This window comes from Chryseobacterium amylolyticum, assembly GCF_051011775.1.
Classification (GTDB): Bacteria; Bacteroidota; Bacteroidia; order Flavobacteriales; family Weeksellaceae; genus Chryseobacterium.
The window spans coordinates 81997-97017 of record NZ_JBPCHX010000002.1 but is presented as its reverse complement, the minus strand read 5'-3'; the positions used below and the strand labels follow the sequence as shown (position 1 = coordinate 97017).

Below are 15021 nucleotides of genomic sequence, written 5' to 3'. Positions count from 1 at the left end.
AAAAGCATAAATGAAAGATCTTGTCTCCATTATTACTCCCTGTTATAATTCTGCAGAATTTATCGAGGAAACCATACAGTCTGTCCTTAACCAAACCTACGAAAACTGGGAATGGCTGATCACTGATGATCTTTCTAAAGATAATACTGTTGAGATCATCAGAAAATATAATGATCCCAGAATAAAGCTACAGGTACTGGAGAAAAACGGAGGCGCAGGAAATGCAAGGAACAACAGTCTGGAAAGAGCCCAGGGAAGATATATCGCATTCCTGGATTCTGATGATTATTGGTATCCCGAATATCTTGAAACCATGACCGGTTATATGCAGGAACACCATGTAGAGCTTGTCTACTGTAATTATTCCAGATGTAATGAGCAGCTGCAGCCTATTCTGAAAGACTTTCTGGCTGACAAAACAGTTACTTTCTCCAATCTGCTGAAGACATGCCGTCTTGCTCCGGTCTCTACCATGTATGATACCAAAAGAGTCGGCAAATTCCTGTTCCCTGTAAAAAGCAAACGCGAAGACCATGTGATGTGGCTTAATCTTTTAAAGGTGATTCCGGAAGGGATGCCTGTAAAAAAAACGTTGGCAAAGTACAGAATGCGGGAAAACAGTGTTTCCAGAAATAAAAAAAACATCATCAAAGATCAATACCTTGTCTATAAAGATTTCATGGGATTTTCAACATTAAAATCATTATACTACACGGCCAACTGGGCGTTAAACGGATTCCTAAAATATTCGAAAATTTTTAATTAATGGAGTATTCAAAAGAGTTCAAAGCCGCTCTGAGTGCTTTTTCAGGTACCGAGAAAGACAAACTCATTTTCAGACTCCTGAGGAAGGATAAATTGTTATCTAAAAAGCTGTATTTCGAACTGATAGACCCGGAAACTACAGATGATAAAAGAAATGCTATGGAAGAATATGTGGAAGAACAGGTTCTTCTGGCTTCAAAATATATTGGAAATGCCAAATATTTTCTGACCCTCATCCGAAAAATAAGCGCTGAAATTACTGAACACGTCAAAATCACCACTGACAAATTCGGGGAAGTCTCACTCAATCTTCTTCTTATCAACAAAGTACTGGAAAACAACAGCGACCTCAGCAGGCAGAGGTTTGATAATGTTTACAAGCTTTATATTTATATGATCAACAAAGTATTTAAATCCTTGATTTTAATTAAAAAACTGGATGAAGATTACTGGATGGAAATTGATGAATATCTTCGTGAAACTTCAGATAAAATCTTAGAAAATCACTACCTGCAAAAGCTGTGTATTAATAATGGGCTTGATTTCAATTGGTTTGAATGCGGCAAAATCCCCTCCAATATCGATCAGATCATGAAAGAAATTAAAAGCCAGGGATTTTTAAGATAAAATTTTCTGGAGAATCATTCTGGTAGAATCAGGCTTGTCATCTATAAATTTCCCTGCATTCCGGGACATTTCTGTGAGCTCTTCCTTATTATCTTCATTGGTAAGAAATAAAACAAATTCTGCAGCCGTATATTCGTCTGGAAAAGACTTCCCGCCGTCCACAGCAATCAGATCATCAGCTTCGGGATTCTTTTTGTAATGGTTTCCAAAGACTACAGGAACAGCAAAGGTTGCCGCTTCCAGAATATTATGAAGCCCTGCGTCGTGAAATCCTCCTCCCACAACAGCCACATCTGAATATGAATATAATTTTGATAGCAAGCCTATACTGTCTATAATCAGAATCTGAGAATTAAGAGTTGAAGACCGAAAATTTTGTATTTCACTGTACAATAAGGCATCGGGGAATATATTTTTAAGATGCTCTACCCTTTTCAGGTCATGAGGTGCTATGATAAGCTTCACCGCACTATTTTTACGGGAAACCACTTCTGCTATTTTCTCTTCTGCCTGCCACGAACTTCCGAAAACAACAGCTTTGCTTTCTCCTTTAAAATCAGAAATAAAGTCTACATGATTGTTACGCTCACGAAGTTGTTTTACCCTGTCAAACCTTGTATCTCCCGTTACGGAAGACTTTATTAACCCTACACTTTTCGCAAGGGCCATGGAAAACTGAGTCTGATGGAAAAACCAGTCTACATTATTCTGAAGCTGCTTTACAAACCATTTTCCATACGACGTAAAAAAGGACTGTCTTTCATAGAACAGTGCAGAAATTACATATACCTTCGTCCCCTGATTCTTAAGCTCAGCAAGAAGGTTATACCAGTAATCATATTTAACCGTAAAAAATAGTTCAGTATTAAACTGTGATATAAACTCTTTAACAGTACTTTTTTTATCAAAAGGCAGATAACAGATCACCTCGGCCATGTGTTTCTTTTTAACTACATTCTCATATCCTGACGGGGAAAAGAAGGTTACCAAAACTTTATGGCCCGGAAAACGCTCCTTAAGCTTTTCCAGAACAGGTAATCCCTGTTCATATTCTCCTAAACTGGCAGCATGCATCCAGATGACCTTATCTGTTTGTGAAAATGCAGATTTCACTTTAGCCAAAGACTCCTTTCTTCCTTCAACGCCTTTTTTAGTTTTATCATTAAACAAGGCAAAAACCTTCATTCCAAAAGTCAGCAGACTGATAAATAGATTGTATAAAAAAGCCATTTTACTTATTCTTTAATTTCAATTCTGTCATGATCCGTAGGAGGATTGGATATGACTAAAAACTCAATTTCTTCAGCGGATTCATTGGAGATAAAATGCTTTGCTCCCGGTGGAATAGAAATAGGTTCATTTTGTTTAACCCAAAACTTTTCTTCATTGATAAAGAATACGGCTTCTCCTTTCAGGAGGTAGAAAAACTGTTCCGCCATCTCATGGTAGTGCAGTTTTTCTGAAGTTCCGGCAGGCATCTTCTCCTGCTTTACAGATAAGTTTTGTGTATTTTTAAGGACCCAGCTGTCACATTGGTTCCCCCAGATATAATGCTCTGAATTTTTTTTAGAATGTATCATTTAAACAAGTGAGTAATAAAAAGCAACAAGGGAACAAACAATACAACAGATAAAAAGATGGTGGCAATTGAGATTCTAGGTTTAGCATTATCATCAGCAGCATATCTGAACATATAATCCTGGATATTCAAAAAAACCATTCCCAATACAAGGAAGAGAGTTCTCAGCCCGATTTTCATAATTAAAAACTGGGCATTCATATTCTGATCTGTAATCTCTACCGGGAAATTAGTATCTTCAGGATGTCTGGTTCCATAGGTGAACACAGCATACAGTCCCAGAGCCAGCACAGGCATCAGAAAGGCATAGATTTTACCTCCGAACCCATCTGGTTTTCCATCCAGATCAAAATGCACCGGAATCCGGTCTGGTAAAGCGCTATAATTTTTCAGGGTAAACCACCACAAAAAAGCGACCCATCCAAAATTAAAAATATCAAAAATTATAAAGAGAATATTTTCCATTTTAAATGAGATTTAGCTGAACTATATTACACTTTTCAGCACTCTCAGCTTATGAGTATGCTTGTTCATTTCTTTATTGAAAATCCCGGTGGAATCCAGCGTGTCTATTCTTACTTTTCCGGAAGCATGGATGATCTTTTGATTCTCCAGCATAATTCCTACATGGATAATCTTTCCTTCTGCATTTTCAAAAAAAGCAAGATCACCAGGCTGTGTTTCTTCTACAAAAGTAAGCGGTTCCCCTACCTCAGCCTGCTGTGAAGCATCTCTGGGTATCTTTATATTGTGAATTTTATAAACCAACTGGGTAAATCCGGAGCAGTCTACTGCAAAAAAGCTTTTGCCTCCCCACAGATAAGGTACGTTCAGGAATTCTTTTGCCGTCAGAGCGATACTTTCACGCACATCATGACTTCTTCTTGAAGCGACTACCGGAAATTCAACTTCTGAACCCATAGAAAGCAAAGTTTTCCCATCGTTCATTAATACGGAAGAAAAATCTTCGGTAACGACAGTCACTTTTCTTTTGGCCAGCTCTTCGACTGTTACAGGCTTCAGCTGTTTGGTATCCATCCATCCTTCATAGCCGTCATAGTGCATCTTTATTTTGGTCCAGTTTTTATCTACTTCCAAAATATCAGCACTTTCCCCAAACAATATTTCCGTAACAATTTCAGCTCTGTCAGAATTTTCTGCACGAACCGGCGCTACTGTAACAATACAAACTCCTTTATTCATTAATTTTCAATTTAAAGATTGAATAATTTAAAGATTAAAAATACAATGTTGTATCTCTTTAAATGTTTAATCCTTGAATATTTCAGTTACTTTCTGCGAAGAAAGTTCACTCCATCACGCAAAGGTAAAATAAGATTTTCAAAATCTTCGTCTTTTGCTGCCAAATCATTTAATTCCTGGATCGACTGGGTAGATTTCAGTTTCGGATTTTCTTCCAGCACTTTCCCATACCATAATACATTATCAAATAACACCACCGTTCCGGATTTTGTATGAGGTTTAATCAATCTGAAATATTCGGCATAGTTTTCCTTATCAGCATCTACAAAAATCAGATCAAAAAATTCATCTGTTTCTTTTAAATATTCCTTGGCATCCTGAAGTTTAAAATCGATCTGGCTGGCATATTCGCTGGATTCAAAATATTTTTTAGGAAGATAGGCAAGATCCTCATTCACATCCAACGTGGTGATTTTTCCGTCTTTTGCCAATCCTGATGCAAGACATAAAGTAGCATATCCTGTAAAAGTTCCTATTTCCAGGATACTTTTCGGCTGCAACATCTGGGAAATAATCGTCAGCAGTCTTCCCTGCTGATATCCGGAAATCATATGAGGCTGTGTTGTTTTCTGATATGTCTCTCTTCTCAGCTTTTTCAGAATTTCGGATTCCGAAGAAGCGTGCGCCTCCAAATATCTGTCCATTTCAGGATTCTTTTCTTCAAAAAAACTCATACCATTTTAATTTAAACAAATTTAAGGATTTTAAAGCTACTTTTTTAATTCAGGAAGAAGATACAAAAAAAGAGAGAAATTACTCTCTCTTACATGCATCTATATACTTTAAAAGTTTATTATACTGCTACACAATATTGTCTTATACCAGCACAAACCCATCCTGGGCAACACTTTGTTTGTAGACTGGTACAAAATATCTGTGGATTACACCCGTTAATAGCACCTTGTACAGTTTTCATTGCCCCTCTTGAAAGCTTTTTTAAATTTTTCATAATTATTGTAGTTTAGTATTAACCCCTACTCTTTAGATTTTCGGGAACCTCTTTTTAATTATTTCCTCGTATGGAGATTTAAATATAAACATTTTATTGTTAACCAAACAATTACAGGGTAAAAAAACTGATATAAAAATATCGAACCACAACAAATCAGTAAAAACCCCATATAAAATACCGGGAAAACACGGATGGTATTTTTGTGGTACTAGTGTTAAATTTGCCATAAGAATAAGGGGTAAAAACACTAAGAGAAAACAAGATGATTGCAGGAGAGACACAAACTAACCATGAGAATCACAAAAAAGTTGTACTGAAAAGTAGAACTGATTCTTCTGCAGCAAAAAGCAAGACAGAAATATCCACTTCATTTTTGCAACGAATTATTTCACTCCTGAAAAAGGAAGAATTAATTTGATTAAAAATAAGCCCCGGCCACCTTCGGGGTTTATTTTTGTTTAAACAGTACTTTGCTTGAAACTTAAAAATTAATAACTTAAGATTGATAATTACATAAAAAAAAATCCCGAAGCAATTCGGGATTTTTTTTTATGTATGATGGCTGATTATTTTTTAGGAGCAATATCCATCAGTTTCATAAACTCGTCAAGTTTAGGCATAATGATGATTTCTGTCCTTCTGTTTTCTGCTCTTCCTGAAACGCTCATGTTTGTAGCTTTCGGGTTATACTCAGAACGTCCGCCGGCTGTAATTCTTGCAGGATCCACCCCAAACTGAGTCTGAAGAACTTTAGCAACAGAAGTACCTCTTAGCGCAGAAAGATCCCAGTTGTCTCTCGGAAGATTCGGAGAGTTTAATGGAGCATTATCCGTGTTCCCTTCAATCAGCACTGAATATTTATCATAATCATTGATCACTTTTGCGACTTTACCTAACACTTCCTGAGCGGCAGGTAAAATATTGTAATCTCCCGTCTTGTATAACATTTTATCAGAAAGAGAGATCATTACTACTCCTTTCAATACTTTTACCTGTACATCCTCATCTGATACATTATCCAAAGATCTCTTCAGCTTGTTAGACAATGCAAGGTTCAGACTGTCATTCTTCGCATTACTGGAGATCAGCTGCTTGATATAAGAATTGGAAGCATTGATTTCTCCTACCAACTTATCAATGTTGGCAGAACTTTTTCCAGTATTGGACAAACACGCATCCAATGATGATTTTAAAGCATCGTGCTGACTTTTCAGCAAATTGTTTTCACCTGTCAATGCAGAGTTCTGAGATTTCAAATCCTGAATTTCTCTCTGTCTTTCCCCGATATTTTCAATGCATTGCTTATAGTTTGTGCTTAAAGCATCATACTGCTTCTTGCTGACACAAGATGTCATTCCCAGCGCCATTGCAGAAACTGCTAAAATTTTTAAAATCTTCATAAATAATCATTTTTAGACTACTCAAAGTTAGGGAAATTCAATTGAATTATATCGGTTATCTTTGCATAAAAGAAATTCTCAACATATATGTTGGAAAAATTAACCTTTATCAATCAATTAAAAAATCTTGTTCACAAGCCGGAAAAGCACACCTATCTTCTGGCAGTAAGCGGAGGTGCCGACTCTATGGTTTTAACGTCCTTATTCAGGGATTTTGAGCAGGAAATTCAGGATTCAAAGTTCCAGTTTCAGGTTGCTCACATCAACTATAAGCTCCGTGGTAATGATTCGGATCTGGATCAGAAAACAGTACAGGATTTTTGTGAGAAAAATCATATAAAATTTCATCTGTATGAAGTTTCAGAAAAAGATCAGAAACCGGAAAACTCTATTCAGCTTTGGGCACGGGAACTCAGATACAGGTTTTTCAAAGAAATCCAGGAAAAGGAAAAACTGGAATTTCTGGTAACAGCCCATCATCTGAATGATCAGCTGGAGACTTTTATCATCAACCTTTCCAAGGCTGCCGGCATCAACGGATTAAGCGGGATTCCTTCCCATGACAATAATATTCTCAGACCGCTTTTAAATTTTTCAAAAAAAGAAATTTACCAGTTTGCAGAATTGAACTGTATCGAATTCCGGGAAGATCTCTCCAATAAAAAAAATGATTATCTGAGGAATAAGATTAGAAATGAGATTGTTCCAAAGCTGATGGAAACCAATGACCATTTTCTGGACAACTTCAGAAAAAGCTCTTCTCTGCTGAATCAAACCAAAGATTTTGTTCAGAAACAGATCCAGGAAATAGAAAATAACCTTACCGTATTTAACCAAGACTATAAAATCTTATCAAAGGAAAAGCTGGATCAGGAAAGCGATTTCGTAAAATTTGAAATTTTAAAAAAATACGGTTTCAACCAGGAGGAAGAAATCCCCAAAATTTTCAAAGCAGAAAACAACAGTTCTTTTTTTTCAAAAGAATATCAGTTGATTGTCAACCGTGACGAACTGATTTTTATTGACAGAAGCCAGGAAAAGGAATCTGAGGAAGATATTGTCCTGATCGATCATTTTGATTTTTCCGAAAACCAGAGTAACATTAATCTCGTAGATCATATTGAAAGCATTGATGGAATCAATAAAGGTTTTGAGTGGGACTTTGATGCTGAAAAACTTCATTTCCCACTGCGTTTAAGAAAACAAAAAGAAGGTGATGAATTTTATCCCACAGGTTTTTCGGGGAAAAAGAAAGTTTCTAAATTTTTTAGGGACGAAAAATTATCTATTTTAGCGAGGCAAAAAATCTGGATACTGACTGACAGCAATGATTCTGTACTTGGGGTTATCCCCTTCAGGCAGGACAGACGATATGCAAAGTATGAGAAGACGAAATGGAGTCTCAAAATTTTTAATGAAATGAACAATGAAATTTAGAAATTGGTTTTTATTAATTCTACTATTTTTAGCGACGGGGATTAATGCGCAGATAAAAAATCCTGTAAAGTTTAAATTCACCATCAACGATCTTGGCAACAACCAGTATGAAGCAGTACTGAATGCCACAATGGAAAGCGGATGGCACATCTATTCCAAAGATTTACCGGAAGATACCGGAATTCCTACAGAATATAAGGTGACCGGAAAAAATATTGAACTGATCGGAAAGTTTACCGAAGTGGGTAAAAAACATGAGGAATTTTCTGAAGCATTCGGTGGAACAATTGTTTATTATTCTAATTCAGCCGGCTTTAAGCAGAAATTTAAACTAAAAGATCCGGCAAAACCTGCAGATGTCACGTCTGAAATTACTTATCAGACTTGTGATGACAGGGTTTGTCTGGCTCCCAACACATTAGAATTCAACCAAAAAGTCACTCCAAAGGGTGCAGCGGAAGAGACTGCCACTGAAGAAACTGCAGCTCCTGTAAAAGACTCTGTAAAAGTAACTGAGACAGTTACTGAAAACCCTGCAAAAACAGAAGCTACAATCACAGAAACTTCAAAGCTTGATCCCAAGCAGCTGAAAATCGAAACTATTGACTTCAAAAAACCATTAACGGATTGTGGTACAGCTTCCGCAAAAATGGATGAAAATTACTGGACTTATTTGTTCTTAGGGTTTATCGGAGGATTAATCGCATTGCTTACGCCTTGTGTTTTTCCGATGATTCCGCTGACGGTTTCATTCTTTACAAAAGGAACTAAAAATAAAGCCAAAGGAAAAAGGGATGCTCTTATTTATGGGTTTTTCATTCTTCTTATTTTCGTGCTGTTAAGTATTCCCTTTCACGTTATCGACGGCATTGCAGGAAATATCTTCAACGAAATTTCCACAAGTGTATGGCTGAATATTGCCTTCTTTATTATATTTATCTTCTTTGCCGGAAGTTTCTTCGGGTATTATGATATCACATTGCCAAGTTCTATCGCCAACAAATCTTCCAAAGCTGAAGAAGCGGGAGGAATTATCGGAATTTTCTTCATGGCATTAACGCTGGTGATCGTTTCTTTCTCTTGTACAGGACCTATTTTAGGAAGTTTACTAGGAAGTGCGGTAACAGGTTCTACAAACGTTCCTATGTTGCTGACATTTGCTTTAGCGGGATTTGGTCTTGCCTGGGCTATTGTTTTCGGACTGCTGGCTTTATTCCCGCAAGCTCTGCAAAGTCTTCCGAAATCAGGAGGATGGATGAATACCGTAAAAGTAGTTTTAGGTTTCGTAGAGCTGGCATTAGCATTGAAATTCTTATCGAAAGCAGACCTTGTCTCCAAAACTTTCTTTTTAAAAAGAGAGCTTTTCATCGCTATCTGGATCATTGTTGCATTAGGATTAGCCTTATATTTATTAGGATTCATCAGATTCCCGCATGATGATAAAAAACCTAAAATCTCTGTTACAAGAAAGGTATTGGGAATATTGGGAATTGGTTTTGTGGTTTATCTGATCCAGGGATTGATTCCATCTGACCGCCCTAAACTTCAATTATTAAGCGGAATTTTACCTCCACTGAATGTAAGTTATTTCCATGACGAAAAAGACGGAATCCTGGGAATGCACCCTGAACACGATTTCTTCAAAGCTGTGGAACTGGCCAAAAAAGAGGATAAACCTATTCTAATAGACTTTACCGGCTATGGTTGTGAAAACTGCAGAAAAATGGAAGAGTTTGTCTGGAGTGAAGCAGACATCTTACCTATCCTTCAGAATGATGTGGTATTAGCTTCTTTATACGTAGATGATAAGGAAGAGCTTCCTGAAGATCAGAAAACTAAAATTGACCTTGGTGACGGACAGATCAAAAAGGTAAAAACAATAGGTGACCGATGGAGCTTATTCCAGCAGGTTAACTTTAACAATAACTCTCAGCCTCACTATGTTTTGATCACTCCGGACGGAAAAGTAATCAACACTCCGGTTTCAGGATATATGCCAAAAGAAGATTTCAAAAAATTCCTTGAATGCGGGGTTAATTACTATAAAAAGAATAAATAAATAAATTATTTATATATCATTTAAAAACTCACACGTTGCCGTGTGAGTTTTTTTTTTGCAGCAGTTGATGAAAATTTTAGAATCCATTTTGAAAAATACAATTATCAGAAAGCCAAAAGAATCATTGGTTATTCATTTTTAAAAAGAAGGAACGGAATTTTAAAATTCACCACAAAAACAATCAATAGATTCATGAATTTATTGATTATTCAACAAACAAGGCATGCGTTTTGTTTGAATTATTCAAAAAATACCGTTTAACATTTAAAAACTTTAAATCATGGCAGAAGTAATTGCACAAGAAAAACAAGGCAGCAAACAAAAGAAAAAAATGATCAGAGTAGACATGACTCCTATGGTAGATCTGGGATTCTTACTGATCACATTCTTTATGTTCACCACTAACTTTACAAAACCAAACGTAATGGATCTGGGACTACCGGCAAAAGATCCTGATCAGAAGCCCACTGAAAATGTAATCAGAGACAAAAACCAGATCACATTTATCCTGGGGAAAGACAATCGGGTATTTTATCATCAAAGTAATGCTAAAGATTTAAATACAGGAAATCTTAAAGAAACCGATTTCAGCGGAATCAAAATTTCAAAAATCATTGCTGAAGCTTACAAAAATGCTCCAGCACCTGATAAATTCACAGTTATTGTGAAACCATCGGATGAAGCCACTTACAAGAATTTTGTAGATATGCTGGATAATCTTGCGATTTCTAAAAAGGAAAAATATGGTGTAACAGATATCAAACCCTGGGAAACAAAGGTTTACAAGGAATTAACTCAATAAAAGGCAAGGGCATTTTTTGGATGCCCTTTTTTTGATTAAATTTGAAAAGAGAAACGGATCTGCAGTATATAAAGACCGTATCATTTAACCTTCTAAATTTGGAATCATGCTGAACTTTGAAAGAAAAGGAAACGGAAAAGAAATCTTGGTGCTTCTTCACGGTTTTATGGAAAATCTATCCATCTGGAGCGATATGGAATCTCATCTTTCCAAAGATTTTTCATTCCTTAAAATTGACCTTCCAGGTCACGGACAATCTGAGATTCTGGCTGAGGTTCACACCATGGAACTAATGGCAGAGGAAGTAAAAAAAGTATTGGATGACCAGCATTTAGAAAAAGTTCACCTTTTGGGACATTCCATGGGAGGGTATACGGCACTTGCCTTTGCAGAAAAATATCCTGATCTTTTAAAAAGCTTAACTTTATTTTTCTCTACTTATTTTCCGGATGATGAGGAGAAAAAACAACAGCGCATCAAAAGTTACAGAATCATTAAAGATGCATTTGCCCATTATGCAAGAGCCGGAGTACCCAATTTATTCAATCCGAACGAAAGAGACATCCTGGAAGGAAAAATTGAAACCGCTCTTGAAACGGCCCTTTCCACCAACAACTTAGGGGCTCTTGCCTGTGTGAAAGGTATGGTAGAAAGAACAGACAAAAAACATGTCCTTGAAAACCTGGAAGCTAAAATCTTAGTATTAGCCGGTAAACATGATAACGCCGTAAAAACCGATATGATGATCAAACATCTTCCGGACAGGACGAATATCAAATCTTATATTCTGGACTGCGGACATAACGGACACTGGGAAAAGCCGGGTATCTGTGCAGAAATCATCAATACGGAACTCCTCCATAATCTTCCTAAAAAACTGGTTTTATAACATTCTCTCCTGATAGATTAAAGTCTTATTTAACAAAAATCCTGTATATTAGTAGAGGATAATTTTGGTAATGGCTTTATTTTCATTTAAAAAGAAGAAACCACCGGCACCACCGGTTATCGGGCTTACACTTTCAGGCGGAGGAATGCGTGGAATTGCCCATATTGCCGTACTGAAAGCTCTGGAAGAATATAACCTGAAACCACACATTATCTCCGGAACCAGTGCAGGCTCTATTATTGGTGCTTTTTATTCTTTCGGAAAAACACCGGATGAGATGATGGAAATTGTAAGACAGACTTCTTTTTTCTCCAGATCAGCATTAAAATTATCAAAAAACGGAATTTTCAGTTCTAATTTTATTGTAAAGCTCTTCAAAGATTATTTCCCGGAAGATAACTTTAGTATTTTAAAAATTCCTGTGTATGTTGCGGCTACTGAAATGACGCACGGTATTGTAGATTTCTTTTCTGAAGGAGAACTTTTCGGACCGCTGCTGGCTTCATCAAGTGTTCCTTTTATCCTTCCTCCGGTAAGGATGGGAGAAAAAATTTATGTAGACGGAGGTGTTCTGGACAACCTTCCCATTGAACCCATCATGGATAAATGTAATTTCCTGATTGCTTCCCATGTCAACTCCATCAGCTACGATGAATTAAAAAAAATGAGCCTGATGAAGGAGTTTGACAGAATCCTTCACCTAGCAATTGCAAAGTCTGTATATTCTAAAGCGAAATACTGCAATATATTTCTGGATCCACCCAAAATGACAAAATACAGTCTTTTCAACAAAAGATATTTGGATGAAATGTTTCAGCAGGTGTATGAATATACCTGTGAGGAACTTGAAGAAAAAGGATATCGTAAAAGTATCCAGGAGTTTAGATAAAGAAATTTACAGACTTTTATAATTTGTCTTTGGGTATTCCTACCAGCCTTCCTCCTTAACTTTATCCTTAAAGGTTTCTATCGTTCCTGTCAGAGAATCTAAAGATTTTCCGCCTGCTGCATTAATATGCCCGCCGCCGTTGAAGTATTTTCTTGAAAACTGATTCACATCTACATCATCTTTACTCCTGAATGAGATTTTAACAAAATCTTCATACAGATCTTCCATAAAAAATGCTGACATTTTAACGCCGGCAATACTTAAGCCATAGTTCACAAAACCTTCTGTATCTCCTTTCTGGAAACCATATTCTTTCAGCTCGTTTCTGGTAAGGCTCAAAACCGCTACTGTGCCGTCATTCACCACCTCTATTCTTCCAAGAACCAGGGCAAGCAAATGCAGGCGGGAAACCGTATTGGTATCCCAGGTATTGGAGGTGATCATGGCAGGATCTGCACCATTTTCAATCAGGTTAGCAATAATCCTGTGTGTGGTGGCACTGGTAGAACGAAAACGGAAACCACCGGTATCCGTCATAATTCCTGTATAAAGACATTCTGCCATATCCTGATTCACCAGTTTTTCATCATCCATTGCCTCTATGAAATGATAGATCATCTGTGAAGTGGCAGGGATTACCGTATCCGAGTACACAAAATCAAATTTTTCCGGCTGCTGGTGGTGGTCGATAAGGATTTTCTTTCCAGGGGCTTTTACCAGCCAGTCACCCAGTAATCCGATCCTTGACGGAGAATTAAAATCCAGACAGAAAATAACATCTGCTCCTGCAATCATATCAGAAGCCAGCTTTCTTTTATACTCAGCAATAATAACTTTTTTAGATTCCGGCATCCATTTCAGAAACTTCGGGAAATCATTAGGGACAATAACCTCGGCATGAATTCCTTTTGCTTTCAGATAATGTTTCAATCCCAAACTTGAACCAATAGCATCTCCATCCGGATTATAATGGGTAAGGATCACTATTTTGCTTTCTTGGGTAAGTAATGTATTGATATCTAAAAGTTCTGCTGGTGTAAACATCCGGTGTTTATTTTTCGTTAAAATTAAAGTTTTCAAAGATAGAGCTTTTATATAAATCATTTAAATATTATTTTTGTACCGGAAAACGGGTTTGCTATGAGGGTTTGTAAAAGCCCGACTGAAAAACATTAAATTTAATTTTAAAAAAAGATAATTAAAGTTTGTAACTTATAAAATTTTATATATCTTTGCAACCTGAAAATTAATAGATTAATTACGATTTAAACATATAGTAATGAGTAAAAGAACATTCCAGCCATCAGAAAGAAAGAGAAGAAACAAACACGGTTTCAGAGAAAGAATGTCTACGCCAAATGGAAGAAGAGTTTTGGCTGCGAGAAGAGCTAAAGGCAGAAAGAGATTAACTGTAAGTGCTGCACGCGCTAAGAGATAATTTCTACATTATCATATACAAAACATGCTTGAGAAGTTACTTTTCAGGCATTTTTTGTTGTTAAAATTTACTAAAATTAGAGTCAGATAGACTTCTTTTTTCTATTTTTAAAGATTGAAATTTTTTTGTTAGAAAACAGCCTTTAAAATTTAATTATGCCACATACACATATCTCCGGAGATAATATTATAAGTTTACAACACGCCAAGATTGCGCAAAAAAACTTTACTGTACTTTCTGATGTAAATCTTAACATTAAAAAAGGCAGATTCTGCTATCTTATCGGAAAAACAGGTTCCGGAAAAAGTTCTCTTCTGAAAACGCTTTACGGACACATTCCATTGGCATCAGGACACGGAGCGGTTGTAGGGTTTGATCTGGCAAAGCTAAAGCCTTCCGACATTCCTAACCTAAGAAGAAAATTAGGAATCGTATTCCAGGACTTCCAGTTACTTTCGGACAGAACCGTTGAAAAGAATTTAAAATTTGTTCTCGAAGCAACAGGCTGGAATGACAAAGTAAAAATGGAGGACCGTATCAACGAAGTTTTGGGAAGCGTAAACATGAAAAGCAAAAAGCACAAAATGCCTCATGAGCTTTCCGGAGGAGAACAACAGCGTATTGCTATTGCAAGGGCTCTTCTTAATCACCCGGATCTCATCTTAGCGGATGAGCCGACCGGAAACCTTGACCCTGAAACGTCTAACGAGATTATGACGTTATTAAAGCAGGTTGCCCTTGAAAACGGTGCCGCTGTAGTAATGGCAACCCATGATTACCATATGATCCAGAACTTCCCTGGTGAAGCGATCAGATGTGAGGACGGAAAAGTTTCTGTGCTGGATACTTCAGAATTATTCGAATAAGAACTAAAAGATTAAGAAAGCCAGAAATAACTAACTTCTAAAATCTAATTTCTAA

General features: G+C 36.7%; 17 protein-coding genes. 9 read left to right on the top strand and 8 right to left on the bottom strand.

The genetic code is table 11. The annotated features are described in order from the left end of the window. The first annotated feature begins 10 nt into the window (after window positions 1-10). Together ACR1PO_RS05570 and ACR1PO_RS05565 are read left to right on the top strand one after the other, a co-directional pair. On the top strand, window positions 11-766 hold the full coding sequence (locus ACR1PO_RS05570) for a glycosyltransferase family 2 protein (protein ID WP_374465449.1): 756 nt from the start codon (window positions 11-13) through the stop codon (window positions 764-766). Further along, complete coding sequence (locus ACR1PO_RS05565; protein ID WP_433986127.1) at window positions 766-1392, top strand: calponin homology domain-containing protein; 627 nt, start codon at window positions 766-768, stop codon at window positions 1390-1392. The genes ACR1PO_RS05570 and ACR1PO_RS05565 overlap by 1 nt, the downstream gene beginning before the upstream one ends. Here ACR1PO_RS05565 and ACR1PO_RS05560 read toward each other — a convergent pair. From ACR1PO_RS05560 to ACR1PO_RS05530, 7 genes are all read right to left on the bottom strand, one after another. Then, the gene (locus tag ACR1PO_RS05560) at window positions 1384-2622 is read right to left on the bottom strand and encodes a 3-deoxy-D-manno-octulosonic acid transferase (protein ID WP_433986126.1); all 1239 of its coding nucleotides are present in this window, start codon (window positions 2620-2622) and stop codon (window positions 1384-1386) included. The two genes, ACR1PO_RS05565 and ACR1PO_RS05560, sit on opposite strands and share 9 nt — an antisense overlap. A 5-nt stretch (window positions 2623-2627) precedes the next feature. After that, entirely contained in the window at window positions 2628-2972 is a 345-nt protein-coding gene (locus ACR1PO_RS05555; protein WP_433986125.1) for a cupin domain-containing protein, read from the bottom strand. Further along, window positions 2969-3436, bottom strand: a complete 468-nt coding sequence (locus tag ACR1PO_RS05550; protein ID WP_332385659.1) for a DUF1648 domain-containing protein — start codon at window positions 3434-3436, stop codon at window positions 2969-2971. Before ACR1PO_RS05550 ends, ACR1PO_RS05555 begins: the two co-directional genes overlap by 4 nt. Before the next feature lie 21 nt (window positions 3437-3457). Then, a complete protein-coding gene (locus ACR1PO_RS05545) occupies window positions 3458-4174 on the bottom strand; it encodes a C40 family peptidase (protein ID WP_433986124.1) in 717 nt (238 codons plus the stop codon). 86 nt (window positions 4175-4260) lie between these two features. Beyond that, window positions 4261-4908 (bottom strand): O-methyltransferase, encoded by a 648-nt coding sequence (locus ACR1PO_RS05540; protein ID WP_433986123.1) that lies wholly within the window; start codon window positions 4906-4908, stop codon window positions 4261-4263. Between the two features lie 119 nt (window positions 4909-5027). Next, window positions 5028-5183 carry a CCPGW family putative bacteriocin gene (locus ACR1PO_RS05535; RefSeq protein WP_433986122.1) on the bottom strand — a complete coding sequence of 52 codons (156 nt, stop codon included), beginning with the start codon at window positions 5181-5183 and terminating at the stop codon, window positions 5028-5030. Window positions 5184-5752: 569 nt separating this feature from the next. Continuing rightward, entirely contained in the window at window positions 5753-6586 is an 834-nt protein-coding gene (locus ACR1PO_RS05530; RefSeq protein WP_002976267.1) for an OmpA family protein, read from the bottom strand. A gap of 87 nt (window positions 6587-6673) precedes the next feature. Between ACR1PO_RS05530 and tilS the strand changes: the two genes are divergently transcribed. From tilS to ACR1PO_RS05505, 5 genes are all read left to right on the top strand, one after another. Further along, window positions 6674-8023, top strand: coding sequence for a tRNA lysidine(34) synthetase TilS (gene tilS / locus ACR1PO_RS05525; protein WP_433986121.1), 1350 nt, complete (start codon window positions 6674-6676; stop codon window positions 8021-8023). Beyond that, the gene (locus ACR1PO_RS05520) at window positions 8013-10082 is read left to right on the top strand and encodes a protein-disulfide reductase DsbD family protein (RefSeq protein ID WP_433986120.1); all 2070 of its coding nucleotides are present in this window, start codon (window positions 8013-8015) and stop codon (window positions 10080-10082) included. Before tilS ends, ACR1PO_RS05520 begins: the two co-directional genes overlap by 11 nt. 280 nt (window positions 10083-10362) lie before the next feature. Next, complete coding sequence (locus tag ACR1PO_RS05515) at window positions 10363-10884, top strand: ExbD/TolR family protein (protein WP_332385656.1); 522 nt, start codon at window positions 10363-10365, stop codon at window positions 10882-10884. A 106-nt stretch (window positions 10885-10990) separates the two neighbouring features. Continuing rightward, the gene (locus ACR1PO_RS05510) at window positions 10991-11773 is read left to right on the top strand and encodes an alpha/beta fold hydrolase (RefSeq protein WP_433986119.1); all 783 of its coding nucleotides are present in this window, start codon (window positions 10991-10993) and stop codon (window positions 11771-11773) included. A gap of 70 nt (window positions 11774-11843) precedes the next feature. After that, window positions 11844-12662, top strand: coding sequence for a patatin-like phospholipase family protein (locus ACR1PO_RS05505; protein ID WP_433986118.1), 819 nt, complete (start codon window positions 11844-11846; stop codon window positions 12660-12662). Between the two features lie 39 nt (window positions 12663-12701). Here the strand turns inward: ACR1PO_RS05505 and ACR1PO_RS05500 are convergent, their stop codons facing one another. Beyond that, the gene (locus ACR1PO_RS05500; RefSeq protein WP_433986117.1) at window positions 12702-13706 is read right to left on the bottom strand and encodes a DHH family phosphoesterase; all 1005 of its coding nucleotides are present in this window, start codon (window positions 13704-13706) and stop codon (window positions 12702-12704) included. A 235-nt stretch (window positions 13707-13941) separates the two neighbouring features. Between ACR1PO_RS05500 and rpmH the strand changes: the two genes are divergently transcribed. Together rpmH and ACR1PO_RS05490 are read left to right on the top strand one after the other, a co-directional pair. After that, a complete protein-coding gene (gene rpmH, locus ACR1PO_RS05495; protein ID WP_002976260.1) occupies window positions 13942-14100 on the top strand; it encodes a 50S ribosomal protein L34 in 159 nt (52 codons plus the stop codon). Window positions 14101-14255: 155 nt separating this feature from the next. Further along, window positions 14256-14966, top strand: a complete 711-nt coding sequence (locus ACR1PO_RS05490) for a cell division ATP-binding protein FtsE (protein ID WP_002976259.1) — start codon at window positions 14256-14258, stop codon at window positions 14964-14966. Window positions 14967-15021: the final 55 nt, after the last annotated feature.

What these genes read in the sequence shown, in the direction of transcription:
- ACR1PO_RS05570 (WP_374465449.1), top strand. Translation starts at nt 11, where the DNA reads ATGAAAGATCTTGTCTCCATTATTACTCCCTGTTATAATTCTGCAGAA.
- ACR1PO_RS05545 (WP_433986124.1), bottom strand. Translation starts at nt 4,174, where the DNA reads ATGAATAAAGGAGTTTGTATTGTTACAGTAGCGCCGGTTCGTGCAGAA.
- ACR1PO_RS05510 (WP_433986119.1), top strand. Translation starts at nt 10,991, where the DNA reads ATGCTGAACTTTGAAAGAAAAGGAAACGGAAAAGAAATCTTGGTGCTT.
- ACR1PO_RS05530 (WP_002976267.1), bottom strand. Translation starts at nt 6,586, where the DNA reads ATGAAGATTTTAAAAATTTTAGCAGTTTCTGCAATGGCGCTGGGAATG.
- rpmH (WP_002976260.1), top strand. Translation starts at nt 13,942, where the DNA reads ATGAGTAAAAGAACATTCCAGCCATCAGAAAGAAAGAGAAGAAACAAA.
- ACR1PO_RS05500 (WP_433986117.1), bottom strand. Translation starts at nt 13,706, where the DNA reads ATGTTTACACCAGCAGAACTTTTAGATATCAATACATTACTTACCCAA.
- ACR1PO_RS05565 (WP_433986127.1), top strand. Translation starts at nt 766, where the DNA reads ATGGAGTATTCAAAAGAGTTCAAAGCCGCTCTGAGTGCTTTTTCAGGT.
- ACR1PO_RS05555 (WP_433986125.1), bottom strand. Translation starts at nt 2,972, where the DNA reads ATGATACATTCTAAAAAAAATTCAGAGCATTATATCTGGGGGAACCAA.
- ACR1PO_RS05505 (WP_433986118.1), top strand. Translation starts at nt 11,844, where the DNA reads ATGGCTTTATTTTCATTTAAAAAGAAGAAACCACCGGCACCACCGGTT.
- ACR1PO_RS05515 (WP_332385656.1), top strand. Translation starts at nt 10,363, where the DNA reads ATGGCAGAAGTAATTGCACAAGAAAAACAAGGCAGCAAACAAAAGAAA.
- ACR1PO_RS05560 (WP_433986126.1), bottom strand. Translation starts at nt 2,622, where the DNA reads ATGGCTTTTTTATACAATCTATTTATCAGTCTGCTGACTTTTGGAATG.
- ACR1PO_RS05550 (WP_332385659.1), bottom strand. Translation starts at nt 3,436, where the DNA reads ATGGAAAATATTCTCTTTATAATTTTTGATATTTTTAATTTTGGATGG.
- ACR1PO_RS05540 (WP_433986123.1), bottom strand. Translation starts at nt 4,908, where the DNA reads ATGAGTTTTTTTGAAGAAAAGAATCCTGAAATGGACAGATATTTGGAG.
- tilS (WP_433986121.1), top strand. Translation starts at nt 6,674, where the DNA reads ATGTTGGAAAAATTAACCTTTATCAATCAATTAAAAAATCTTGTTCAC.
- ACR1PO_RS05520 (WP_433986120.1), top strand. Translation starts at nt 8,013, where the DNA reads ATGAAATTTAGAAATTGGTTTTTATTAATTCTACTATTTTTAGCGACG.
- ACR1PO_RS05535 (WP_433986122.1), bottom strand. Translation starts at nt 5,183, where the DNA reads ATGAAAAATTTAAAAAAGCTTTCAAGAGGGGCAATGAAAACTGTACAA.
- ACR1PO_RS05490 (WP_002976259.1), top strand. Translation starts at nt 14,256, where the DNA reads ATGCCACATACACATATCTCCGGAGATAATATTATAAGTTTACAACAC.